The 24,042-nt window shown below is 72.1% G+C and carries 23 protein-coding genes; 16 read left to right on the plus strand and 7 right to left on the minus strand.

Annotation, left to right across the window (positions count from 1 at the left end; genetic code table 11):
• Positions 1–51: 51 nt before the first annotated feature.
• The 6 genes from IEY99_RS22180 to IEY99_RS22205 are packed head-to-tail and all read right to left on the minus strand — an operon-like array spanning position 52 to position 5,963.
• Positions 52–1,164 carry an amino acid kinase family protein gene (locus IEY99_RS22180; RefSeq protein WP_189205954.1) on the minus strand — a complete coding sequence of 371 codons (1,113 nt, stop codon included), beginning with the start codon at positions 1,162–1,164 and terminating at the stop codon, positions 52–54.
• A complete protein-coding gene (locus IEY99_RS22185) occupies positions 1,161–2,237 on the minus strand; it encodes an aspartate-semialdehyde dehydrogenase (protein ID WP_189205955.1) in 1,077 nt (358 codons plus the stop codon). The genes IEY99_RS22180 and IEY99_RS22185 overlap by 4 nt, the downstream gene beginning before the upstream one ends.
• Positions 2,234–3,256: a DMT family transporter gene (locus IEY99_RS22190; RefSeq protein ID WP_189205956.1), complete on the minus strand. Its 1,023-nt coding sequence runs from the start codon at positions 3,254–3,256 to the stop codon at positions 2,234–2,236. Before IEY99_RS22190 ends, IEY99_RS22185 begins: the two co-directional genes overlap by 4 nt.
• Before the next feature lie 9 nt (positions 3,257–3,265).
• Positions 3,266–4,210, minus strand: coding sequence for an amino acid ABC transporter substrate-binding protein (locus IEY99_RS22195; RefSeq protein WP_189205957.1), 945 nt, complete (start codon positions 4,208–4,210; stop codon positions 3,266–3,268).
• Positions 4,211–4,215: 5 nt separating this feature from the next.
• The gene (locus IEY99_RS22200; RefSeq protein WP_189205958.1) at positions 4,216–5,517 is read right to left on the minus strand and encodes a methylaspartate mutase; all 1,302 of its coding nucleotides are present in this window, start codon (positions 5,515–5,517) and stop codon (positions 4,216–4,218) included.
• The gene (locus IEY99_RS22205) at positions 5,514–5,963 is read right to left on the minus strand and encodes a cobalamin B12-binding domain-containing protein (protein ID WP_189205959.1); all 450 of its coding nucleotides are present in this window, start codon (positions 5,961–5,963) and stop codon (positions 5,514–5,516) included. Before IEY99_RS22205 ends, IEY99_RS22200 begins: the two co-directional genes overlap by 4 nt.
• A gap of 283 nt (positions 5,964–6,246) precedes the next feature.
• On the opposite strand from IEY99_RS22205, the gene IEY99_RS22210 reads away from it, so the two are divergent.
• On the plus strand, positions 6,247–7,191 hold the full coding sequence (locus IEY99_RS22210) for an ArsR/SmtB family transcription factor (RefSeq protein WP_189205960.1): 945 nt from the start codon (positions 6,247–6,249) through the stop codon (positions 7,189–7,191).
• A gap of 24 nt (positions 7,192–7,215) precedes the next feature.
• Here the strand turns inward: IEY99_RS22210 and IEY99_RS22215 are convergent, their stop codons facing one another.
• The gene (locus IEY99_RS22215) at positions 7,216–8,301 is read right to left on the minus strand and encodes a branched-chain amino acid aminotransferase (RefSeq protein ID WP_189205961.1); all 1,086 of its coding nucleotides are present in this window, start codon (positions 8,299–8,301) and stop codon (positions 7,216–7,218) included.
• Between the two features lie 214 nt (positions 8,302–8,515).
• Here IEY99_RS22215 and acpS point away from each other — a divergent pair, with 214 nt between their 5' ends.
• The 15 genes from acpS to IEY99_RS22290 all read left to right on the plus strand — a co-directional run bounded on the left by acpS (position 8,516) and on the right by IEY99_RS22290 (position 24,023).
• Positions 8,516–9,001, plus strand: a complete 486-nt coding sequence (gene acpS / locus IEY99_RS22220; RefSeq protein WP_229799097.1) for a holo-ACP synthase — start codon at positions 8,516–8,518, stop codon at positions 8,999–9,001.
• A gap of 305 nt (positions 9,002–9,306) precedes the next feature.
• Entirely contained in the window at positions 9,307–10,512 is a 1,206-nt protein-coding gene (locus tag IEY99_RS22225; RefSeq protein WP_189205963.1) for a DUF6421 family protein, read from the plus strand.
• Positions 10,505–11,623, plus strand: a complete 1,119-nt coding sequence (locus tag IEY99_RS22230) for a branched-chain amino acid aminotransferase (protein ID WP_189205964.1) — start codon at positions 10,505–10,507, stop codon at positions 11,621–11,623. Before IEY99_RS22225 ends, IEY99_RS22230 begins: the two co-directional genes overlap by 8 nt.
• Positions 11,624–11,636: 13 nt before the next feature.
• Positions 11,637–12,191, plus strand: a complete 555-nt coding sequence (locus IEY99_RS22235; RefSeq protein ID WP_189205965.1) for a type 2 periplasmic-binding domain-containing protein — start codon at positions 11,637–11,639, stop codon at positions 12,189–12,191.
• Positions 12,185–13,405: an ATP-grasp domain-containing protein gene (locus IEY99_RS22240; RefSeq protein WP_189205966.1), complete on the plus strand. Its 1,221-nt coding sequence runs from the start codon at positions 12,185–12,187 to the stop codon at positions 13,403–13,405. Before IEY99_RS22235 ends, IEY99_RS22240 begins: the two co-directional genes overlap by 7 nt.
• Entirely contained in the window at positions 13,402–14,493 is a 1,092-nt protein-coding gene (locus tag IEY99_RS22245; protein ID WP_189205967.1) for an aminotransferase class IV, read from the plus strand. The genes IEY99_RS22240 and IEY99_RS22245 overlap by 4 nt, the downstream gene beginning before the upstream one ends.
• Before the next feature lie 37 nt (positions 14,494–14,530).
• On the plus strand, positions 14,531–14,818 hold the full coding sequence (locus IEY99_RS22250) for a 4Fe-4S dicluster domain-containing protein (protein ID WP_189205968.1): 288 nt from the start codon (positions 14,531–14,533) through the stop codon (positions 14,816–14,818).
• 17 nt (positions 14,819–14,835) lie between these two features.
• The gene (locus IEY99_RS22255) at positions 14,836–16,356 is read left to right on the plus strand and encodes a coproporphyrinogen-III oxidase family protein (protein ID WP_189205969.1); all 1,521 of its coding nucleotides are present in this window, start codon (positions 14,836–14,838) and stop codon (positions 16,354–16,356) included.
• Position 16,357: 1 nt separating this feature from the next.
• Positions 16,358–16,642: an acyl carrier protein gene (locus tag IEY99_RS22260; protein WP_189205970.1), complete on the plus strand. Its 285-nt coding sequence runs from the start codon at positions 16,358–16,360 to the stop codon at positions 16,640–16,642.
• Entirely contained in the window at positions 16,635–17,240 is a 606-nt protein-coding gene (locus IEY99_RS22265) for an RBBP9/YdeN family alpha/beta hydrolase (RefSeq protein WP_189205971.1), read from the plus strand. Before IEY99_RS22260 ends, IEY99_RS22265 begins: the two co-directional genes overlap by 8 nt.
• The gene (locus tag IEY99_RS22270) at positions 17,212–18,813 is read left to right on the plus strand and encodes an amino acid adenylation domain-containing protein (protein ID WP_189205972.1); all 1,602 of its coding nucleotides are present in this window, start codon (positions 17,212–17,214) and stop codon (positions 18,811–18,813) included. Before IEY99_RS22265 ends, IEY99_RS22270 begins: the two co-directional genes overlap by 29 nt.
• Positions 18,810–20,213 carry a S8 family serine peptidase gene (locus IEY99_RS22275; RefSeq protein WP_189205973.1) on the plus strand — a complete coding sequence of 468 codons (1,404 nt, stop codon included), beginning with the start codon at positions 18,810–18,812 and terminating at the stop codon, positions 20,211–20,213. The genes IEY99_RS22270 and IEY99_RS22275 overlap by 4 nt, the downstream gene beginning before the upstream one ends.
• Positions 20,203–21,633: an MFS transporter gene (locus IEY99_RS22280; RefSeq protein ID WP_229799098.1), complete on the plus strand. Its 1,431-nt coding sequence runs from the start codon at positions 20,203–20,205 to the stop codon at positions 21,631–21,633. Before IEY99_RS22275 ends, IEY99_RS22280 begins: the two co-directional genes overlap by 11 nt.
• Positions 21,599–22,831 (plus strand): ATP-grasp domain-containing protein, encoded by a 1,233-nt coding sequence (locus IEY99_RS22285; protein WP_229799100.1) that lies wholly within the window; start codon positions 21,599–21,601, stop codon positions 22,829–22,831. Before IEY99_RS22280 ends, IEY99_RS22285 begins: the two co-directional genes overlap by 35 nt.
• Positions 22,818–24,023, plus strand: a complete 1,206-nt coding sequence (locus tag IEY99_RS22290) for an ATP-grasp domain-containing protein (RefSeq protein WP_189205974.1) — start codon at positions 22,818–22,820, stop codon at positions 24,021–24,023. Before IEY99_RS22285 ends, IEY99_RS22290 begins: the two co-directional genes overlap by 14 nt.
• Positions 24,024–24,042 lie beyond the last annotated feature (19 nt).

Consider the following 24,042-nt stretch of genomic DNA (forward strand, 5'->3'; position numbering starts at 1 on the left):
GACCAGCATTCCTGCTGGTCAGGGCCGCACTTTCGGCAGTCTCGGCCCCGGTCAGCGGCCGGCCGGCATCAGGTCGGACCGAGCCGGGCCGGACGATCCCAGCGCGACCAGCTCCGCATGCGCCGACCGGGCCGTGGGCACGAGGTCCGCGGCGGCCACCAGCCGGCGCTGGGGCTGCCCGGCGCGTACGACCGTCACCAGCCGTTCCCCGGTGATCTCGGCAGCGTGGCCGCCGGCCCGCAGGAGGCCGGCCACGTCGAAGTACGCGCCGGTCACCACGAGCGTCGGGCGGTGCGTCGCCGTGAACCGGTGCACGGTCGCCCCTTCGGCCTCCAGGCGCCCGTACGCCCGCTCGGCGTCCGCGTCCGTGGCGAAGACCGCGACGACCGACCGCTCGTCGGCCACGACGGCGTCGACCGGCGGGCCGTCCGCGCCGATCACGGAGCCCGCGTCGAAGGCACCCGAGTTGAGCCGGCAGACGATCCGCACGCCACCGTCGGCGGCGTGACGCACCGCCCCGGCGTGCAACACCTTGGCGCCGGAACGCGCCATGGTCAGCACGTCGTCGTAGCGCAGCCGGGGGATCAGCCGGGCGCCGGACACCTGGTTGGGATCCGCGTCGTAGACGCCGTTGACGTCGGAGTGGATGTCACAGCTGTCCAACCCCAGCGCGACGGCGATCGCCACGGCGCTGAGGTCGGAGCTGTTCTTGCCCAGCCACGTCGGCCGGCCGTGCGGGTCGACGGCCTGCCCACCGGCCAGGACGACGGCGTCGCCACCGGCGAGATGGCCCCGGATCGGGGCGGGATCGACCCCGGTCAGGGTGGCCGCCTGGCCGCGCCCCACCGTGCTGACCAGGCCGCTGCGATGCGGATGCAGCAGTTCCACGCCGAGCCCGGTGCGCTCCAGCGCGGTGCGCAGCAGCGCGGCACCGATCGCGTCGGCCAGGGGCAGCAGGCCGAGCAGCGCGGCGCCGCTCGCCTCCGCGTTCACGGTCATGGCCTGCTGCCGCAATCCCTCGGTGGAGCCCGGCATGCCGCTGGTGACGACCACGACCTTGTCTCCGGCGCGGACCCGGTCCGCCACGTAGCCGGCGACCCTCTCGAAGTGCCCGGGGCTGGCGAAGCTGGAGCCACCGAACTTCATGACGCGTACGTCGCTCACAGCGTGCCCCGATCCACCAGTGCCTCGGCGATCTGCACCGCGTTCAGTGCCGCCCCGATCCGCAGGTTGTCGGCGACCAGCCAGAACGCCGCGCGCCGCGGGTTCTCGGGGTCCACCCGGATCCGCCCGACGTGCACCAGGTCGGGGTCGTCGACGGTGCGCGGCGTGGGCACCTCGTCGCGCCAGACCCGCACCTCCGGCTGCGCCGCGAAGAGCTCGGCCAGTTCCGCGGCGTCCAGGGCGGAGTCGCTGTCGAGCACCACCGTCTCCGAGTGGCCGTTGACCACCGGCACGCGTACGCAGGTGGCGGTGACGTCGAGTCCCGGAACGCCGAGAATCTTGCGGCTCTCCTGGCGCATCTTCTGCTCTTCCAGGGTGAAGCCACTGTCCAGCATGGCGTCGATCCGCGGGATCAGGTTGAAGGCCAGCGGCAGCCCGAACCGGTCGGTCGGCCCGTACGCCGCCGGATCGGCGAGCGCGGCGGCAGCCTGGGTCCGGAGCTCGTCGATACCGCCCTGACCCTGGCCCGAGGCGGCCTGGTAGGTGCTGACCGTGACCCGCTGCAGGCCGTACCGGGCCCGCAGCGGGGCGAGCAGCCGTACCAGCGGGATGGTGGAGCAGTTCGGGTTCGCGATCAGGTTGCTCTCCGGCACCCGGTCGAGCAGGTGGCCGTTGACCTGCGGCACGACCAGCGGCACGTCGTCGGCCATCCGGAAGGCGTTGGTGTTGTCGATCACCAGGGCGCCCTGGGCGGCGGCGCGCCGGCCGTGGCGGGTGCTGGTCGCCGTGCCGGCGGAGAAGAACGCCAGCGCGACCCCGGTGAAGTCGAACGTGTCGAGGTCACGCACCACCGCGTCGCCGCCGGGCACGGCGATGCGGCTGCCGGCGGATCGGGCCGACGCGACCGGCGTGCAGGCACCGACGGGGAAACCCCGATCGACGAGAAGGTGCATCAGTGTGCGGCCGACGGCGCCCGTGGCGCCCACGATCGCGACGGGGAGCGGGCGGCGGCCGGTGCCGCGCTGGTGGTCCTCGGCCCGGTGGACCGCGGGCGGGGTGGAGAGGGTCGTCATGATCCCGATCTGCTTTCCGTGACGGTAGGGATGACGGGCGGCGCGGCAGCCGGCGCGACCGGCGGCTCGGCAGCCGCGGCGACCGGCGGCGCGACGGTCGAGCGCTGCCACGGGCGCCAGTTGAGCGTCACGCCGAGGCTCGACAGGACGATGAGGATGATGCCCACGACCTCGCCGATGCTGGGCCGGTGACCGTAGGCGACCACGTCGGTGAGGATGGCGACCGCCGGGTTGACGAACGCCACCACGGCGATCGTCGAGCTGGGCAGGCTCGGCAGGGCCGAGTACATGAGGTTGTAGAGCACCCCGGTGTGGAACACGCCGAGCGCGACCAGCCACAGCCAGGCCGAACTGCTCGCCTCGGGCAGGGCGCTGAACTGGACGAACGGCACCAGCAGCGGAATGCCGATCAGCACCTGGATGAACGCGGTGATCTGCGGCCGGACGCCCTTGAGCCGCTTGGCCGCGATGGTGGCCAGTGCGTACAGGAGCGCCGCGGCCAACCCGTTCAGGATGCCGAGAACCTGGCGGCGGCTGAACGGCTCGTCGCCCAGCGCGGTCCACAGGCCGGTGGTCAGCACCAGTCCCGCGAAGGCCAGCACCACCCAACCGATCTTCGCCTTCGTGAGCCGCTCCCGGAACAGCAGCGCCCCGAGGAAGAGCACGTAGAAGGGCTGGGTGTGGTAGACCACCGTGGCGACCGTGAGCGAGGTCTGCTCGAAGGACTTGAACAGGAAGACCCAGTTGAAGACCAGGCAGACCCCGCCGGCGGCGGCCAGCAACGCCTTGCGCGGGGTCAGGCCGGAGGTCCGGAAGTACCCGCCGATCAGACAGAGCAGCCCCAGCGACACGGCGCCGACGACGCAGCGTACGAAGACCACGTTGAACGAGTCCTGGCCGGACTCCAGCACGAAGAGGCCGATGGTGCCCCAGCCGGCCATCGCAGCGATGATCTTGAATAGTGCGCGCCGCTCGGTGCGGTTGTCGGTGGCGCTGACCGCGCCGGGCGAACCGGTCATCTCAGGCTCCTAGGCGAACGGCGGGGCGTACATGAGGCCGCCGCGGGTCCACAGATCGTTGAGGCCCCGCGGGACGTCGAGGCCGCTGGCCGCGCCGAAGCTGCGGTCGTAGACCTCGCCGTAGTTGCCGACCGCGCCGATCACGTCGGCCAGCCAGGTCTTGGACAGGCCGAGCGCGGCGCCGAGGTCGGCCTGGCCGTCGAGCAGCGCCGAGGCGTCGCCCGCCCGGGCCGCCGCCGCGGTGAGCCCCTCCTCCTCCGCCGCGATGAGCGCGAAGACGACCCAGCGGACCACCTTGAGCCAGTGCGAGTCGCCGTCGGCCACGGCGGGACCCATCGGCTCCTTGGAGATCAGGTCGGGAAGGACCACGTGCGCCTGCGGGTCGGCCAGGCGGGTCTTCTCGGCGGCCAGGACCACCCCGTCGCAGACGTACGCGTCGACCGCGCCGTCGCGGTAGCCGGCGAGCGCGTCACCGGCGTCCGGGTACGGCACCACGTCGACGGCCAGGCCGTGCGGGGCGTAGTAGCGCTCGAGACTGGCCGCGCTGCTGGTGCCGCCGAGCACGCCGATGCGCCGGCCGGCCAGGTCGAGCGGCGACGTCACGCCGGCGGCCCGCGGCACGAGGAACGCGCCGCCGTCGTAGCAGGTGGTCGCCACGAAGGTCGCGCCGTGCCCGGTCTCCCGGGTCACCGTCCAGGTCGCGTTGCAGGTCAGCACGTCGATGGCGCCGGAGGCCAGGGCGGGCATGCGCTCGGCCGGCGGCATCGGCACGAACTCCACCGCCTCGGCGTCGCCCAGCACCGCCGCGGCGACGGCGCGGGCGGTGTCGACGTCGAGGCCCTGCCACCGGCCTTCGGCGTCGGGCGCGGAGAGGCCGCGGATGCCGGTGCTCACTCCGGCGCGTACCGCGCCGCGGCGCTGCACCTGGGCCAGGCGGCTGTCGGTCGAGGTCATCGTGTTCAGTTCCTCTCCGCGTGAGCGGCCCCGTCGGCCGGCTCGCGTGCTTCGGTGGCGGCCGACGGGTCGTCGAACCGCCGCTGGTTGTACGTCAACATGTGCAGAAGGTCGGCGGAGCCCACCTCGAGGTGTCCGCCCCGGACGCCCGGCAGCGGCATCCGTCCCGGGTCCGCCCACAGGAGCCGGCCGTCGGCAGCCACCCGGGAGCGGGCCCGGTTGGCGTTGTCCGGGTGCAGGCAGTAGGGCACGTCGAGCAGGCCGGCGGCGAACGCGCGGGCCAGTGCCTCCCCCGGCTCGGGGTGCAGGTCGAGGACCGCCTCGACGAGGGCCCGCGCCTCCCGGTACGCCGGCGAGTCGGCGGGCCGGAACTCGGGGGACGCCGCCGGGCGTACCGTCGCGGCGTGGTGGCCGGCGCGTTCCAGCGCGGAGACGTTCTCCTCGATCGTCGGGATGCGGAACGCCTCCGCGGCGGTCTTCACGATGAGCCGTTCGGCGCCGCCCCGGACCGCGAGCTCGACGCTCTCCTGAAGGATCGCCGCCGCCCCCGCCGGAGTCTGCGGGAACAACCCCATGAAGGTGTACGCGACGACGTGCCAGTCCACGTCGGACAGAAACTCCCCGGCGAGGTGGCGCAGAGCGCGCAACGCGTCCAGGTCCTGCCCGGGGTGGGTCTGCTGGGCGAAGCTGAGCGAAAGGCTGGCGATGCCGTGATGGCGGAAGAACAAGCCCTCCAGGATGCTCAGGGCGACCAGCAGACCGGGCGGCGCCAGCTGGCCGAGCATGCAACCCGCGAAACTCTCCAGGTGGGTCCCGCCGCCGTCCCGGCCCGCCTCGGCCAGCAGCTCGCAGCAGGCGGCCCACTCGCCGATGGCCGTCCGCAACGGCACCCGGCTGTACGGCAGGCAGTACGAGACCGGCCCGCCCTCCGTGGCGTCCAGCCCGGAGTCCACCAGCGCGTGGAAGATGCCCAGCGGCTGCGCGGAGCCATGCCGGACCTGCACCGGGAAGTCCGGGCCGTGCAGGCCCTCGAGCATGGCCGCCGTCATCACCGAGCCGTGGGCGACGATCGGGTAGCCGTTGAGGTCCTGCGACTGCAGCAACGCTCGGGCCGCCCCGGCGTGGTTGTTGACCCGCGTGTAGCTGTCCAGCGTCACCGTGCCCACCGTGGTGGCCCGGGCGTCGCGCACGGCGAGGAGGCCGGCCCGCATCCGGCCCGGGTCGGCGAACCCCATCCGGGGCTGGACGACCAGGCGCCCGGCCGCGGCGGCGGCCCGGACGAACGGGGCGAAGTGACCGGCCGTCACGCGGCGTCTCGGCTCGCCGGGGCGAGCGTGCGGAGCTGGTTCAGGAAGGTGCGCAGGCCGGCGACGGCGTCGTCGGCGATGAGGACGGCGTCGTAGCCGGCTTCCCGCAGCCGGGGCGCGTACCGGTCGTTGCCGGCGCCGTGCACGCCCAGCTTGCCGCCGATGACGGCGGGCAGCCCGGCCAGCCGGGCGTCGGCGCGGACCTGGCGGATCAGCTCGGCCCCCTCGATGTTGCCGTGGCCGTTGACGGTGCTGACCACGAGCACGTCGGGACGCCGCTCGACGCACTCGCCCACCACGAGCGACAGCGGGGTGCAGGCGCCCAGGTTGACCACCTCGAATCCGGACTCCTCCAGCAGCAGGTGCAGGAACACCAGGTTCCAGGTGTGCGAGTCGGACGGGATGCTGCTGAGCACCGCTACCGGCGCATGGTCGTAGGAATCCATCGTGCTGTCCCCCGTGAATCGTGTGGACGGCCAGTTAGGCACGAGGGCGATCGCGGACGCCATCTGTTTGACGCCCGACCAAATAGCCGTCGATCGTTGTGGGGTAGTTCACCCGCATCCACGAAGGACGACGAATCATGATCGTTACGGCTAATGTTCGACAGGTGCCCCGGCCGCCTCGGCGCCCGGGCACTCCCGAGCATGTCTGTGCTCGTCATGTCGTGACGGCAACGGCGCCGGTAGCGCAATCCAGCCACTGAGGGTCCAGGGGGAGGACGCCGCGGTGCTCCATGTTCGCTATCGCCGGAACGACCTGAGCAGGATTCGGTTCGTCATCTCGCCGGTCCGCGCCGTGACGGAAGCCGCGCGGGCGCTGGCGGATCCGCGGTGGTCCGCCGCCGGGACCCGGCGCCCGTTACGCGGCTCCCGCTCGCCCGCGGCCGTTCCGCTGGCAATCTCGGTGCTGCGGCTCGATCCGCCGCCCCGCGACCTGCTGGCTCCCATCGCCCGGGGCGAGTACGCCAGCCCCACCCTCACCGCCGAGATCGCGGCCATCCGCGCCGGCTGGCAGGGATCACCGCCGGCCGCGGTGACGGCGTACCTCGATGCCGTCCGCCGCTTCTTCGACACCTGCCTGGCCGACGACTGGCCCCGGATGCGCCGGCACCTGGAGTCGGATCTCGCCTTCCAGTCGCATCTGCTGGTGGTGCGGGGAATCGGCCACGTCCTGAGCCGGCTTCACCCCGCGGTCGGATGGGTCGAGGATGCCGGCGTCGACAGCGACACCACCCCGAGCCTGGTCCCGGGCCGCGACGTGCTCCTGATGCCGTCGCTGTTCCGGCGCGCGCCGCGGCTGCTGTCCAGCGCCGACCTGCCGTGCTCTCTGCTGCTCTACCCGAGCCGCGAACAGGAGAGGTTCTGGGAAGCCGACGACCAGAGCGACGACGGGGCCCTCGTCGAGCTGCTGGGCCGGGCCCGCGCCACCGCGCTGCGCGGCATCGGCACCGGCTGCACCACCACCGAGCTGGCTCGGCGGATGGGCGTGAGCCTGCCGACCGCCTCCATCCACGTCGGGATGCTGCGCCGGGCCGGACTGGTCAGCACCCATCGGCACGGCCGCGCCGTCCGGCACCTCCTCACCGAGCTGGGAAGCCGGCTCCTGGAGACCGCCGGCGACCAGGCGGGCACCGCGGCCGCCACGGTACCCACCCACCAACAGGCGGGCTAGCGGCGGGGGCGCCGGGGACGGACGTCAGGCGAGCCGGGTCATCCACCCGTACGGGTCGGCTGCCCGGCCGTACTGGATGTCGACCAGGTGACGGCGCAGCCGCATGGTCACCGAGTCGTCGGCGCCGGCGTGCGGGGACGTGACCTCGCCGCCGTCCCAGACCAGCTTGCCGACCGGCGTGACGACGGCGCCGGTGCCGCACGCGAACACCTCGGTGATCGCGCCGGACGCCACGCCCTCCTGCCACTCGCGGATCTCGACCGGGCGCTCCTCGACCTCGAGTCCCAGCTCCTTGGCGAGGATGAGGATCGACGCGCGGGTGATGCCCTCGAGGATCGTCCCGAGCTCCGGGGTGACGATCCGCCCGTCCGCCGTCACGAAGTACACGTTCATGCCGCCGAGCTCCTCGACGTAACGGCCGTGCGTGGCGTCCAGGAAGCAGACCTGCTCGCAGCCGTGCTCGGTGGCCTCGATCATGGGGGCAAGGCTGGCGGCGTAGTTGCCGCCGCACTTCGCCTCTCCGGTGCCGCCGCGGGCGGCGCGGGTGTACGCCGACGACAGCCAGATGGACACCGGCTTGACCCCGGCGGAGAAGTACGAGCCCACCGGAGACGCGATCAGCATGTAGGTGACCTCCTTCGCGGGCCGGACACCGAGGAACGGCTCGGAGGCGAACATGAACGGCCGCAGGTAGAGGCTCTGCTCGCCCTCGTCGGGGACCCACTGGCGGTCGGCACGCACCAGCGCCTCGACGGACGCCGTGAAGGCCGGCAGGGGTAGTTCGGGCAGTGCCAGCCGGCGGGCCGAGCGGGCGAAGCGCTCGCCGTTGGCCTCGGGCCGGAACGACCAGATCGAGCCGTCGGCATGCCGGTACGCCTTCATCCCCTCGAAGATCTCCTGCGCGTAGTGCAGGACCGCCGCCGCCGGATGCATGGGGATCGGGCCGAACGGGACCACCTCGCCGTCGCGCCAGCCGTCGTCGGACGTCCACACCGCACGCGCCATGTGGTCGGTGAAGTAGCGGCCGAAGCCGGGGTCCGCCATGATCTCGGCCCGCCGCTCGGGGCTCACCGGAGCGGGGTTCGGCTGCAAGGGGAACTGCACCGTCATGGCGGGGTCCTCTCGGTCGGCGGCGTTCCCGGCGGATGCGGTCCGCGCCGCTCTGCTTCACGTGGCCGTCGCAGCGCCCCCGACCAGGGATCCTGGTCTCGGCGCCGAGACGAAAGTAACACCGGTCGATCATTTACCGTCTCGTCCGCGCCGGTGCAGAATACCGAGCGGCCGGGCGCGGTCTGCGACACCGATGCACGATGGCGGAGACACTGTGGGCATCCTGACCCCGTCCGGCGACCGCGGGCCCGGCGCAGAAACGATCACCGACCTGGCCGGAGCCGTCACCCGGGCCGCGGGAGAGGTGCGCGGCCGGCTCGTCACCTGCGTCGGCACGGATCTGGTCGACATCGACGACGTCCGCCGGATCCTGGTCCGCCAGCCCCGGTTCGCCCATCGGTACTTCACCGCCGCGGAACGGGGGTACTGCCTGCGTACCGGCGATCCGGCGGAGCGGTTCGCCGCGCGCCTGGCCGCCAAGGAGGCGGTGCTGAAGGCGCTCGGGGTCGGCCTCAGCGGGGCCGCGTTCACCGAGATCGAGGTGGTACGCCTGGCCGGCGGCCAGCCCCGGCTGGCGCTGACGGGCCGGGCCGTCGCGCTCGCCGACGCGGCGGGGGTCCGGTCGTGGCTGGTCACGTTGACGCACAGCCGGCACGTGGCGCACGCGTTCGTCGCCGGACTGTCCGACGCATCCGCCTGACCGCTCGGCGGCGTATCGGCGCATCAGGCTACAAATGACCGTCCACTTTGCACCAACTACTACCCGGCCGCAAGTCGGGTACCGCCTCGAATCCCTCGTGACCAGCGAAAACGCTGCGCAATCGGTCGGGATGTGAAACTTCCCGCTCCCGCATCATGGGACGGGACATTGATCTTCTACTGTCGACTGCCAATACTCTGGGGCCAGGCAGCTCCGCAGGGGACCGAGCGGTACACACTCTCCGGGGCGCGCATCACGGGTGGGGCACCGCTTTCTTTCGGTGTCGATGCTGCTGAGGAGGCTTGTTGAATCCACGCGCGCTCTCGCAGATCGTCGAGTTCGAGCGTCGTATAGTTCCGGCCGCCGGCGCGATTCGCGCGGCGCAGGTCCGCGCCGACGGCCGCGGGCCGGACGTCGACGTCGACGCGCTCTGCCGCGACATCGAGCGGCTCGACGCTCTGATGCCCGCCGGCCAGATCGAGGCCACCGTGCACGACGTGCGCGCCTGGTCCGCCTCGGACTTCCGGGACCCACCGGCGTTCGACGCCACCCGCGACGCGGTGCCCGCTCCGCGGGACCGCGAGGCGGCCGCCTTCGTCGGCCCCGTGACCCTGCCGAACGGCGACGGTTCCAGCGGCGCGTTCCTGGAGGCCTTCACCGTCGTACGGCAGGATCCGGACTGCATCGCGCAGCTGCAGGCCGCATACCCCCATCCGAACGCGGTGTTCCAGTCGACCCGGCTGCTCTCGGCATCTCCGGGCCTGCGTGACGGAAACTGCGTCGTCTTCTTTCCCGAGAACATCCCCACGGTGACCCCGACGGTGGACCAGACGTTCGCCTGGTTCTTCTTCAACCGGCACGTGGACATCTACGCGGGCACGCTGGACATCGTGTCCCGGTTGTGCGCCGACGGTTCGCCGTTCGCCGGCGAGAGACAGCTGTGCTCCGTGGGCGTCGACCCGGAGGACGTCTACCAGGCTCGCTGTGTCTGGGGATACCTGCACGACTACTTCCACCACACCGGGCCCCGTCCGCTGGACCAGAACCTGGCGCTGAAGACCAAGTGGCGCACGGGGGTCCTCGAGGAGCTGAAGGTCGACATGAAGTCGGCCATCGCGTGCCTCGAGGAGCCGGTCCCGTACGGCGAGATCATCTTCGAGTACATCGTGCTGGAGCGCCTCTTCCGCTACCCCGCCGAGCCGCGGCCGTTCCGCAACTTCGACTCCGGCACCGGCTTCGCCCTGGGCACCTGGCTCGCCGAGCACAAACTGTTCACCGTCGGCGACGAAGGGCGGCGCACGCTCGGCAGCAAGGCGGAGATCGCCGCCTCGGTGCGGGAGCTCGTGCGGTCGATCGAGGAGATCGAGACCATCGAGGACGACGACGTCTACCGGGAGACCGTCACCGACTTCCTGTACGACCGGCTGCTGCGCCGGCCGGACAATTCGGCCGACCGGTGCGGCGGACCCCGGGCGCCGTTGAGCCTCTGGGGTGCCGAGGTCCATGTCTGACGGCGGCACGGGCCCGCGGACCGACGCCGGGACGATCGCCAGGGCCCACCGCGACCCGGGGTTCTGCCGCTTCCACACCGACCACGTCGTCGTCCTCGAATGGTCGGCCGGGACGGGCTGGGCAGAGCCGTCCCTCGAGCCTTACGGCGCATTCACCATGGACCCCGCGGCGTCGGTGCTGCACTACGGACAGAGCATCTTCGAGGGTCTCAAGGTGTTCCGGCAGCCCGACGGCTCCGCCGCACTGTTCCGCGTGGGTGACCACGCCCGCCGCATGGCCCGGTCGGCGTGGCGTCTGGCGATGGCCGAGATGCCCACGGAGTTGTTCCAGCGCGCCTGCGCCGAACTCGCCGTGGCCGACGACGCGTGGATCCCCGGCGGCCCGGGGCAGAGCCTCTACATCCGTCCGCTCATGGTGGCGAACGAGTCCGAGCTCGGCCTGCGGGACTCGGCGCGCTACCGCTGCATGTTCCTGGCGTACCCGGTCGAGCCCTGCTTCGGGCGCGACTTCGCACCGATCTCGGTGACCACACCGGGGGACCTGGTGCGAGCGGTCCGCGGCGGCACCGGGGAGGCCAAGTGCGCCGGCAACTACGCCGCCAGCCTGCGGGCGCGCAAGGAGGCGGTCGCGCGCGGCTTCCACGAGGTGCTCTGGCTCGACGGCCTGGAACGCCGCTGGGTCGAGGAGCTCAGCGGCATGAACGTCTTCTTCGTCTGGCGCGACGCCTCGGGCGTGCGGCTCACCACCCCCGAGTGCCGCGGCACGATCGTCCGCGGGATCACCCGGGACTGCCTGCTCACGCTGGCCCGCGACGCCGGCATTCCGGTGTCGCAGGAGCCGACGTCGATCGACGCCCTGGTCGACGGCGCGACGTCCGGCCGGCTCGTCGAGATGTTCGCCTGCGGCACCGCCGCCGTGGTCGTGCCGGTAGGCCGGGTGGCCACCGACGGGCACGACGTGACCGTCGGCGACGGGCGAGAGGGCCCGGTGACCGCCCGGCTGAGGGACGCGCTCACCGGTATCCAGCACGGCGTCCGGCCGGACCGGCACGGATGGCTCCGGAACGTCCGCAACGACCTTGCGTCCGTTCGGACCGGGACTCACCGATGAGGGAGATACGCTGATGCTTCCGACCTCGCAGGTCACGACGATCCACACCCTCGGACCCACCGGGACCAACCTGGAGAAGGCCGCCCACCGGTGGTTCGCCGAGCGGCGCCGCGCCGGACGAGTCGTCCTGCACGCCGAGGTCGAGGACGGGCTCGACGTCATGCGGTTCGACGGCACGGAGGCGATCCTCGCGTGCGCCGTCTACCCGCGCCTGCACGACCTGGTCTTCGAGAACCTGCACCGCCTGGCGATGGCCGACAGCTTCATCCTGGACACCTACGACATGGTGCTGGCCACCCGGCCGGGTCAGGGACCGATCAAGACCGTGATCACCCACCCCGCGCCCAGCTGCCTGGTGGCCGGCCGAGGCGAGATCGCGTACGCGAGCAGCAACTCCGTCGCCGCGGCCGAGTGCGCCGCCGGGCGCTACGACGCCTGCGTCACCACCGACCGAGCCGCGCTCACCGAGGGGCTGCACACGGTCGAGAACTTCGGGCCGGTGCCGATGGTGTTCACCCTGCACGTCGGCAAGGCATCCGACGACTCCCGTGAGGTCGCCGCATGCTGATCGTCGTCCAGCCGCTGTCCGCGGGCGTTCCGCTGGCGACCCGGGCCGTCGGCGCCGGCCTCGACTGTCTGATCGCGACCCAGTATCCCGAGCTGCTGCCGGCCGAGGTCCACGCCGGCGCGCGCGTCGCCGAGTGGCATCCGAGCCAGGGGGTCCCCGCCCTGCTGGACCTCGTCCGGAAGGCGGACGCCACACCGACCGGCGTCGTCGCGGGCTTCGAGTACGCCGTCTGCGAGGCGGCCGAGCTGGCGCGGGCGCTGGGCCTGCCGGCGTTGAGCGCCGAGACGGCGCTGGCCGTACGGCACAAGGACGTCATGCGGGAACGCTGCCGCCGGCATGGCGTCGCCGTTCCCGGCAGCGTCCCGGTGAGCGCCGCGGACACCGAGGCGCCGTTCCCGTTCCCGGTGGTCGTCAAGCCGGTCGACTGCGGCGGCAGCCTCATGGTCAGCCTCGCCCGGGACGCCGGCGAATACCGGCGCGCCTGCGCCGAGATCCACCGGGCCGAGGACGTGATGTACCACCCCAACCCGCGGCGGGTGGCCCTGGTCGAGGAGTACGTCGAGGGTCCCGAGTTCTCCGTCGACGGCTGGGTGGACGCGGACGGCCCGCACGTGGCCAGCGTCACGACGAAGTTCGTCTCCGCGCCCCCGCAGTTCTTCGAGATGGGCCACGTGGCCACGGCGCCGGAGCACTCGCCGTACGGTCCGGCGCTGACCGCGTTCGCCGCGCAGGTGGTGACCGCGTTCGACATCACCGTCGGTCCGTTCCACATCGAGACGCGCATCGCCGCGGACGGCCGGCCGGTTCTCATCGAGGTGGGGGCGCGGCTCGCCGGCGACCACATCCCCGAGCTGATCCAGGCCGGCCCGGGCGTGGACCTCTACCTGGCCGCCATCGACGCGGCCCGAGGGCGGCGCCACCACGCCGCGGCCGCAGCGCCGCGCAGCGCCGGCCTCGCGTTCGTCACGACCGACCGTCCCGGCGCGTTCGCCGGAACCCTCTCCGGCCTCGAGCCCCACCGCGCCGCACCCGAGTTCCAGCGGCTGGCGTTCGAGGCCGAGCCCGGGGCCGCCCTGGACCCGGACGACATCTTCCACAACCGGGTCGCGCAGGTGTACCTCACCGGTGGCCGCGAGCCGGTCGAACGACTGGTCGGTGCGGTCCTGCGGGACGTCAAAGTCGAGATCGCCGACAAGGAAGGCATCCCCACGTGAGCAAGGACAACGACCTGGCCGTCTCACCGACGGCCACTCCCCGCCCGCGACCGGAAGCCGGCACAGCGCCGGGCACGGGCGGGCACCTCACCGACCACGCGTTCTTCATGCGGTGGAGCCGGCGACGCTCCTGGCAGGGCCTGACCATCGCGGACCGGGACGAGATTCCCGCGGTGCGGCCCACGTCATCCGCGCTGCACCACGGCCAGGGCGTGTTCGACGACCTCAAGGCGTACCGCATGGCGGACGGGACGGTGTCGGTGTTCCGCCCGGACAGCCACATCAAGCGGCTCAACAACGGGGCCCGGCGGCTGGCGCTGCCGCTGGTCGACTTCGACCGCGTGTGGCACGCGATCCGCCGGCTGGTGGAGCTGGACGCGGACTGGCTGCCCGGTGAGGCCGGAGCGGCGCTCCACCTGCGCGCCGTCCTGGCGGGCAACGGCACGACGATCAAGGCAGGGCCGGCGGAGGAGTCCCTGTTCTTCGTCCTGGCCGGCCCGTCCGCGCCGGAGCCGGCGGACGGACCGGTCCGGGCGATGGTCGTGGACGGCTACATCCGGGCCCGCCCCGGCGGCACCGGTGACATCAACGCCGTCGGCAACCAGGCGCCGGGCCTGGTGCCGCGGGAGATCGCCGCGAACTACGGCTACGACCACGTGCTGTGGCTCGGCGACGGCCCGCAGCGGCTCGTCCAGCAGATCGGCGCGATGAACGTCTTCTTCGTCGTCGACGGCGTGCTGACGACCCCCGCCCTCGACGGGACCGTCCTGCCCGGCATCACCCGGGACTCGATCGTCAAGCTGGCCCGCGACGCCGGCACCACCGTCGCCGAGCGTCCCCTCGAGCTGGCCGAGGTGCTGGCGGGCATCGGCAACGGCCGGATCACCGAGTGCTTCGGCACCTCCACGGTGGACGGCGTCGTCTCCATCGGCGGCATCGGCTTCCAGGCGGAGGAGTACCGGCTGCCCGGTGGCAGCGCGGTGGCGGACCACTTCCGGCAGCTGCTCGACGGCCTGCACCGCGGAGAGCTCGTCGACCGGTTCGGGTGGATGCGGCGGCTGACCGAGGTCTCGCCGGTCCACGCCTGACGCCGCCGACCCGGAACAGAACCAGGAGAAAGAGACCATGGCCTACGTCGTCACCGACGAGTGCATCGGCTGCAAGTACACGGACTGTGTGGACGTCTGCCCCGTGAGCTGCTTCCACGAGGGCCCGGACATGCTCTACATCGATCCCGAGGAGTGCATCGACTGCAACGCCTGCGTTGCCGAGTGCCCGCCGAACGCCATCTGGGCCGACGTCGACCTGCCTGAGGAGAAGTTCCAGTGGATCCAGATCAACGGGGAGAAGAGCCAGGAGTACCCCGTCATCTACCAGAGCACTAAGGCCGCCAGCAACCAGTCTGCCTCGTAGGGATGGGACCGACGGACATGACCAAGACCGAGAACTCCTTCATGCTCGGGCTCGACTCGAACTTCTACCTGAAGGACGACTTCGAGAGCCCCGAGAAGCGTACGAACGTCACCTGGTTCTACCCCAAGATCTGCGCTTTCCAGGACGCGCTGCGGACCGAGGAGGAGAAGGCGGAGTACTTCTCCTTCCTCGACCGTCAGACCCACCCGCAGCAGACCGACATCCTGCTGTACTTCCACATCCCGTTCTGCGAGGCGTTCTGCAACTTCTGCGCCTGCTTCAAGGAGTCCTCGGCGAAGTACCAGGGCGAACAGCGGCAGCGTTTCGTGCGCGCCATGGTGCGCGAGATCGAACGCAACGCGCGCTCGCGGTACTTCCAGGGCACCAAGGTGAAGTACGTGCAGTTCGGTGGCGGTACGCCGTCCGCGCTCGACCAGGACTCGATGAGCACGATCATCGAGGCGGTGCACCGCGAGTTCGACCTCAGCGAGGTCGACGGGATCTCGCTGGAGGGCAGCCCGCTGGGACTGTCCGCCGACGGTTACATCGAGATGCTCAAGTCGCTGGGCATCACGCGCATCTCCTTCGGGGTGCAGACCCTGAACGAGGAGATCCGGCGGAAGCTGACCATCAAGGCCACGGTCGAGCAGGTGTACCAGACGGCCGAGAACATCCGTAAGGCCGGCATCCGGACGTTCGCCCTCGACCTGATGTACAACCTGGCCGGTCAGACGGAGGAGATCCTCGCCGCCGACGTGCACGGCATCTGCGCCGAGCTGCGGCCCAGCTTCGTGCAGACGTACCGGTTCAACCAGTGGGAGGGCACCCGCCTCGACAAGCAGATCCGGGCGGGCAAGGTGGCCGACGTCCTGCCGTCCGGCAGCATCGAGCGGGCGCAGTACCGTCAGATCAAGGAGAGCCTGGCGGCGTACGGATACGACAAGCAGCTGCTCATCAACTTCTTCACGCATCTCGACGACGTCGGTCCGATCGGGCTGGACCACGCGTGCGGCGGCAACGGGTACCGGGCGAGCTACACCCTCGGCATCGGCCCGGCCGCGGAGAACTACATGGGCGAGCGCAGCTTCCGCAACCACACCAACGTCGACCGCTGGATCAAGGACGTCGAGGACGGCGTCATCCCGATCGAGCAGGGCCGGATCTGCAGCGAGGACGAGGTGGAGAACCGCGTCATGGTGTTCTTCCCGGTCTTCGGCAGCGTCCGCAAGCAGGACGTCGCGAACCTCGAGAAGTACCGGCGGGAGATCGACTGGATGGTCGAGGGCGGTTACGCGGTGGAGACCGACGAGGAGATCCGGCTCACCGAGCTCGGCCGGGAGAACGCCGGCAACATCGCGTTCCTGTTCTACTCCGACGAGGAGAAGGCACGGGCGCGCCGCACGATGTACCTGTCGCTGAAGAACAAGCGCAACCCGTTCCACCAGGACGAGATGAACATCCCCCGCACGCCGGTGTACCTGCAGTCCAAGCTGGCCGTCCGGACCGCCGACGCCACCGGTGCGCCGAAGGGGAGCTGACATGACCACGGTTGACCACAGGACCCGCGCGGACATCGAGGACGACCTTCGCAAGATCATTGCTGAGACGTTCCCGCATCACGACGTCGAGCTGACCACGCAGACGCCGTTGTTCAACGGCGGGTTGTCGCTGAACTCCACCCAGATGATCGAGCTGACGCTCGCGTTCGAGTCGTTCTACGACATCGAGCTCGAGCCGGAGCTGCTGACCGTGGAGAACTTCGCCACCCTCGGCTCGCTGGCGGCGCTGCTGGAGGACCAGCTCGACGACGATGCCGATGCCTGACGGCGCCGGCTCGGACGTCCGGGTCGTCCTGATCCACGGCAACGCCGGCGCGAGCATCGACGGCATCTGGTTCCCGTACCTGCGGCGGGAGCTCGAGGGGCGGGGCCACAACGTGGTGGCCCGCACCTTCCCCGACCCGATCAAGGGGCGGATGCGGTACTGGATGCCCTACCTGACGGACGTCATCCGCCCGGACGCGAACACCGTGATCGTCGGGCATTCGTCGGGAGCGCTGGCCGCGCTGCGGTACGCGCAGACGGCACCGTTGCTCGGCACGTTCGTGGTGGCCGGGCACCACACCGACTGCGGGTTCGAGCTCGAACGGCGCAGCGGGTTCTTCGACGACCCGTGGGACTGGGCGGCGATCCGGCGCAACCAGCGGTTCATCGTGCAGTTCCACTCGACCGACGATCCGTGGGTGCCGCTGGAGGTGGCGCGGGAGCTGCACCGGCTGACCGGCAGCCGCCTGACCGTGCTGGAGGGGATGGGCCACTTCGGGTCGTACGACCAGAAGATGGAGACCTTCCCCGAGCTGCTGGAGGCAGTGTGTCGAGAACTCGGGAGACATCGTGACCGGCACCCCTCCGCGCTGGGTTGACGAGGTCCTCGACCGCCGCCGCGACAGCGACGCGGTGGCCGTGGTCGATCTCGCCACCGGCGACCAGGTCTCGTACCGGGAGCTGGCCCGGCGAACCCAGGCCCTGACGGATCTGCTCGCGCCCCTCGTGGGCCGGCACGACACCGTGGCGATGGTGCTGGACAAGTCCGTCGACGCGGTGGTCTGCATGTGGGCGGCCCTGCGCCTCGGGGCCCGGTACGTGCCGGTCGACGAGTCGCTGCCGCCGGCGCGGACGGCCCTGCTGCTGGACCGGTGCCGGCCCGCGGTGACCGTGGTGCACCCCCGCCATCTCGCCGCGGTGCAGGGGTGCCGGGCCGGCACGGTCGTGGCCGCCGGCCCCGAGGTCCCGGACGGCTTCGCCGGCGTGGTGTGGGACGTCCGGGCCGAGGTCGACCACGTGCCGTCACGCTTCGACGGGCGGCACCCCGACGACCAGGCCTACGTCATCTTCACCTCGGGGTCGACCGGCGGCCCGAAGGGCGTCATGATCAGCCATCGCAGCGTGTGCGCCCTGCTCGACGGCGTGCAGCGCGTGGTCGGCTTCGACGAGGGCATGCGCTACCTGAACGTGGCGCCGTTCTTCTTCGACGCGTCGGTCGTCGACCTGTACTCGACGTTCCTGGTCGGCGGCAGCGTGCACCTGCTGCCCCGCCTCACGATGCCCACCCAGCTGACCCGCGCCCTCGAAACCTGGCGGATCACCGACACGTTGCTCGTCCCGTCGGTCCTGCGGATGCTGCTCAGCAGGTTCAGCGACATCGACCGCCGCGACGTGAGCGCGTTGCGGCGGCTGTGGTTCGGCGGTGAGTCCTGTCCGGTCTCCCTGTTGCGGGCGATGGAGAAGAAGGTCCCCGGGCTGGTCTTCGTGCACGGCTACGGCCCGACCGAGACCACACACAGCGCCACGCTGTACGTCACCACCGACATCGCCGGCCACGACGAGGAGTACCTGCCCATCGGCACGCCGTTGCCCGGCGTCGACGTGCTGGTGGTCGACGACCGGCTCCGCCCCGTGCCCGACGGCGAGGTGGGCGAGCTGCTGATCGGCGGCCCGCAGGTCATGGAGGGCTACTGCGAGGACCCGGAACGGACGGCCGAGGTGCTGGTCAGCCTCGGCTCCCCGGAGGTCCGCTACTACCGCTCCGGCGACTTCGTGCACCGCCGCGACGACGGCCGGCTCGTGTTCGTGGGCCGGCGCGACGACGCCGTGAAGGTCTCCGGCAACCTGGTCCACACGTCCGAGGTGGAGGCTGCCGCGCTCGCCGTCGAGGGGGTGGTGGACTGCTGCGCGGTGCCGGTCGACGACCCGGTCTCGGGCCGGGCGATCACCCTCTTCGTGCTGGGCCGCACGGCCGGTCCGTCCGCGGACGACGGCGGCGGCGACGAGGCCGGCCGGTTGCGTGCGGCGCTCGCCCGGCTGCTGCCGCCGTACATGGTGCCCGCGAAGGTCGTCCTCCTGCGCGACAGCGACGTCGGTCTGAGCCCGACCGGCAAGCTCGACCGGGGGCGCCTGCGCGCGCTCGCGCAGGGCTGGGAGAAGATCTCACGATGATCGATGACGAAGTGGAGGAGCTCGCCCGGCGCGGGGTCGTCACGGTCGTGCCACGGTCGGCGTCCGGGCGGTGCCTGGACGGCGAGCCCGCCGCGCTGCTCCGGCATCCGGTCGAGGAGTTCCTGCCGGCTCCCGGCACGGTCGACCGGGTGGCCGACGCGCTGGCCCGGGAGGGACTCGTCGTCGAGGCGCGCACCGACGTCGGGCTGACGGTCAGCGGCGAGCAGAGCCTCCTCGCCGACGTGTTCGGCAGCAGCGTGCCGCCGGTTCGCAACCGGTACATCCGGGACTCCCCCCGCTACGAGCTCGTCGCCCCGAAGGCCCTGCGCTCCCGCGTGTGCCCGGAACTCGTCGCGGCCGTCTCCGCGCCGCGTGCGGGGTTCGAGCTGACCGCCGCAGCGCCACCGGCCGTGGGCCCGCACCACCTGCGCCTGCCCGACGACGCGGTACGCCTGTCCGGGGCCGGCAGCCTGCACGAGGCCGGCATCCGCGGCGACGGCGTCCACGTCGTCATGGTCGACACGGGACTCTACGACCATCCGCACCACCGGCGGCACGCGTACCGGACCACGGTCGTCCCCGCCCTCTCGGTGCTCGATCCCGCCGCGGACGAGCGGGGCCACGGCACGGCCATGTCGGCCCTGCTGCTGGCGGTCGCGCCGGGGGTGTCACTCACCATGGTCAAGATGGCGAACGAGGCCTTCTCGTTCCCGCTCGCCGCCTTCCAGCGGGCCGTGCAGCTCGCGCCGGACGTGATCTCCTGCAGCTGGGGCACGATGCGCGAGGAACCGCATCTGCACCTGGAGGTCGCCAACGCGCTGCGGCGCGGCATCACGGTGCTGTTCGCGGCCGGCAACGGCTCGACGGACCGCCGTACCGCGATGTTCCAGTCCGTCGCCACGCCCGGCGCGATCACCGTCGGCGGCGTGCACGTGGACCCGCAGGGCGACCTGCAGGCCGCCGACCTGGCGTCGAGCTACCGGTCGGCCGTCTTCGCGGGACGAGCCGTCCCGGACGTGTCGGGCCCGTGCGGAATGCTGCCCAACGGCAACTACATCCTCTTCCCCACCCAGCCGGGCTGCCTGTTCGACCGCCGCAACAGCAGGTACGACGGCACCGCGCCGGACGACGGCTGGCTGGTGTCCAGCGGAACGTCGGGCGCCACCGCCTATGCCGCCGGCGTGGTCGCGCTCGGCATCCAGCAGGGTCTCGGCGACGGCGCGGCGGTCGACCCGGCGCTGCTGGCCGCGCACTGCCTACCGGTGACCCGGGGCCGGTCGAACACCGGCGACGAGTGCGGCGATGCCAGCCCCAACCCGGCGGTGGGGCCCGGCCTGCTCACCGCGCGGCGGCTAGGCCGCCGCGCCGGCGCGGACAGGGCGGTCCGAGATGGACGATGAGGCCCCGCCGTCGACCCGGCAGTGGACGCCCGGGGACGACGCGACCGTCGAGCTCGCCACGATCACCCCGCGGCTTCCGGGATCGCGGTGGCCGGTCGACGACGCGACGGTGGAGCTGACCGTCGTCGCCCCGCGGCCCGGCACCGCCGGCACCGGCACCGGCACCGGCACCGGCACCGAGGCCATTCCGCGGCACCAGGTCGTCCGGTTCGTGCTGGGCCGCGGCCTCGCGGCGCTGGCCGACCAGTTCCTGCTGTTCGCCATCCCGCTGCTGGTGTACCGCACGACCGGCAGCGCCGCGGCCGGCGGGCTGGTGTTCCTCATCGAGTGGCTGCCCCGGGTGCTCTTCCTGCCCGTCGCCGGGGTGCTCGCCGACCGGGTGGGCGGATACCGCCTGTACGTCATCGCCGACAGCGTCCGCGCGCTGCTCGCGGTCGTCGCGTTCGTCCTGGTCCAGACCTGGCCGGGGGCGACCGTGGTGACGCTCAGCGTGCTCGCCGCGACGATGTCCCTCGCCAGCGCCCAGGCGTACATCGCGATGGAGACCACCCTGCCGCGGTTCGTGCCGCCCGACCAGATGGTCCGCGCCCAGTCCACGCTGCAGGGCACCGAGCAGGCCAGCACGGTGCTCGGCCCGGCCCTCGCCGCGCTGCTCTCCGTCGTGCTGGGCACCGACGGGCTGCTCCTGGCGATCGGGGCGCTGTTCCTGCTGACCGCGGTGAACGTGGCGACGCTGCGGACCCGGCTGCAGACCGAGAACACCGAGGGGACGCCCACGAACCTGCGGTCCGTGGTCGCCGGGGTCACCGAGGGCCTCGCCACGCTGCGCAAGCTCACCGCCATCCAGGGCCTGGTGGGTCTCACCATGACCGTGAACCTGATGGTGGGTGTCGGCATGGCGACCAGCGCCGCCATCACCGGCGGCACGTTCGGCAAGTCCGACCGCTGGTTCGCCACCCTGGCCGTCGCCGAGGGCGTCCTCTCGCTACTGCTGTTCCTCGTCGTCCCGGCGCTGTCCCGGCGGCTCAGCCCGGTCGTGGCCATCCTCGGCACCTACGTGACCATCTGCGTGGGCGGCCTGGTGGTCAGCCAGGCGCCCGACTTCACCTGGTTCGCGGTCGGCTACACGCTGCTGGTCGGCACGGTCGGGGTGTTGAACGTCTTCATCCGCACCGAACGGGTCCGTCTGGTCCCGCGCGAGCACCTCGGTAAGACGATCGGCTTCATCGTCCTGCTGAACCAGGTGTCGCTGCCCGTCGCGGGCTTCCTGGTGGCCGCGTTCGCCGGTGCGTACGGGCCGCAGGGCGTGATGTTCGGCTCGGTCGCCGGTTCCGTCGTCGTCGCCGTCCTGCTCCTTCCGTTCGTCCTTCGATTGAGGTACCCCGTTGCGCATCCTGATCCTGCACCGCATCACCGATGAGGTCGTCCGGTACGCCGACGGCATCGACTTCGGCGCCCACGACGTCACGTTCGTCGGCACCCCGGAACGCCTGGCGACGTTGCCCGCCCACCTGCCCGGCGAACGGATCGCGCGTCCCGGGCTCGGCGACACCGACACCGAGGTGCTGACGGCCATCGCCGGCCGAGCCCGCCCCGACCTCGTCATCGCCCAGTCCGAGTACGACCTGATCGCCGCGGCCCGGGTCCGGCAGGCGCTGGGCGTACCCGGCGACCACGAGGCCGACGTGGCGCCGATCCGGGACAAGGTGGTGATGAAGGCCGCCGCCGCGCGGGCCGGGCTGCGCGTCCCGCGGTTCCTCCCGCTGCCGCAAGCCCTGTCCGACGCTTCCGCCGTGGCGTGGCGGGGCCGTACCGTGCTCAAGCCCCTCGACGGCGCTTCCAGCCAGGACGTGCGCGTCTTCGACACCGCCGCCGCGGCCCTGGAGACGGTGCGCCGCGAGGGCCTGCCCGCGGACGGCGACCCGGACCGCTTCGAGATCGAGGAATTCGTCGACGGGCCGATCATCCACGTCGACGGGCTCGTCGCGGCCGGCAACCCGGTGGCGGTCCAGGCCAGTCGCTACGTCGGCACGTGTCTCGGCTACGCCGAGGGACGGCCGCTCGGTTCGGTGCAGATCGACACGACGCCGGACGCCGCGGCGTGGACGGCCGCGTGCCTCGACGCCGTGGGCATCCACACCGGCCCGTTCCACCTCGAGGGGATCGAGACGCCGGACGGTCCGGTGTTCCTGGAGGTGGCCGGCCGCTTCGGCGGCGCGGGCGTGGCGGAGACGTTCGCCCTGGCCACCGGCGTGCACCTGCCGTCCATGCAGCTGCGAGTCCTGTCGGACGGGCCGGGCGCCCGCCCCGACGTCCGCCCGAGCGATCCCGGCGCCCGGTACGGCTGGTTCATCTGGCCGGGTCACCGGCTGGGCGCTCAGCACTGCACCGTCGGCGGCACCGACGACTTCCGGCGCGATCCGGTGGTGCGGCGCTGGGTGCAGCGCGCCGACGGCGAGCCGATCAGCCAGACCCTCAGCTACGCCGACAGCGACGTCCCGCTCGCGGGCATCGTCGGACCGGCGCCCACGCCGGTCCTCGAACGCTTCCTGCGCGACATGTTCGCCACGGTCCGCGTCGCCCCGGCCGCGCAGGCGGTGACCCATGTCGCGGGCTGAGTCCCAGGGCGAGCTGTTGCTCGTCGGCGTCGGCATGATGGGTCAGCCGTACGTGACCGCCGCCCGGCGGCTGGGCCTGCGGGTGCGGGCCGTCGAGGGCGCGGCCCGGGCGGCGCACGTGGCCGAGCAGGTCGACGGGCTCGTCGTGTCCCGCGGCACCCATGACGAGCTGTGGGCGGAGGGCGCCTGGGCGGCCGCCGGTCAGGGGCGGCCGGACGGCGTACTGCCGTTCACCGAGTGGAACGTCACGGGTGCGGCGCTGCTGCAGGACCGCCTCGGACTACCCGGCCCCTCGCTGCACGCGGCCACCGTCTCGCGCAACAAGGCGTTGCAGCGGGGGCTGTTCGCGGCCGCCGGGATCCGGCAACCCGAGTACGTGGTGACCGACGATCCGGCCGCGGTGCGGGACTGGGTCGCCACCCGGCTGCCCGTCGTGGTGAAGCCACTGTCCTCGGCGGGCAGCGCGGGCGTCGAGCTCGTCGCCGATCTCGACGCCTTCCTCGACGTCGCCGCGCGCCGCGGCGGCCGGGCTCCGGTGCTGGTCGAGACGGCGGTGGAGGGCCCCGAGTACAGCTGGGAGGCGCTCGTGTCCGACGGCCGGGTGTGGCTGGCCAACACCACCGCGAAGGAGACGACCGAGGCACCGTCGTTCGTGGAGGTGGCACACCGCACCGGCGTACGGCTGGACGCCGGGACCGCCGCGCAGGCCGACGAGTTCTGCGCCGCGGTACTGGAGGCGCTCGGCATGCGCAGCGGCGTCGTGCACCTGGAATACCGGCTGGCCGCCGACGGCCCGACCCTCATGGAGGTCGCCGTCCGGACCCCGGGCGACTACCTCATGGACCTGCTGGGACTGACCTACGGCATCGACTGGTTCGAGATGGCGGTACGCCTGGCCATGTCGATGCCGCTGCCGGAGCCGCCGACCGGCCCGGTCGGCTACGCCGCGAGCTACCTTCCGGTCGCGCCGCCCGGCGTCGTGGTCGCGGTGGACGGTCTGGACGAGGTACGGGCCCATCCCTCGGTCGTCACGGCCGGCCTGTGGAAGCAGCCGGGCGACGTCGTACCGCCGACCCCGTCGAGCGCCGACCGGTTCGGTCACGTCGTCGTCCGCGCCGACACGCCGGAAGGTCGCGACGAAGCGCTGGAGTTCGTCCGGCGCACCCTGGTGGCGCGCACGCGTCCGGCGTGACGGCCGACTCCTGGCAGGG

The sequence above is a fragment of the Couchioplanes azureus genome (assembly GCF_014648355.1).
GTDB classification, from domain to species: domain Bacteria; phylum Actinomycetota; class Actinomycetes; order Mycobacteriales; family Micromonosporaceae; genus Actinoplanes; species Actinoplanes azureus.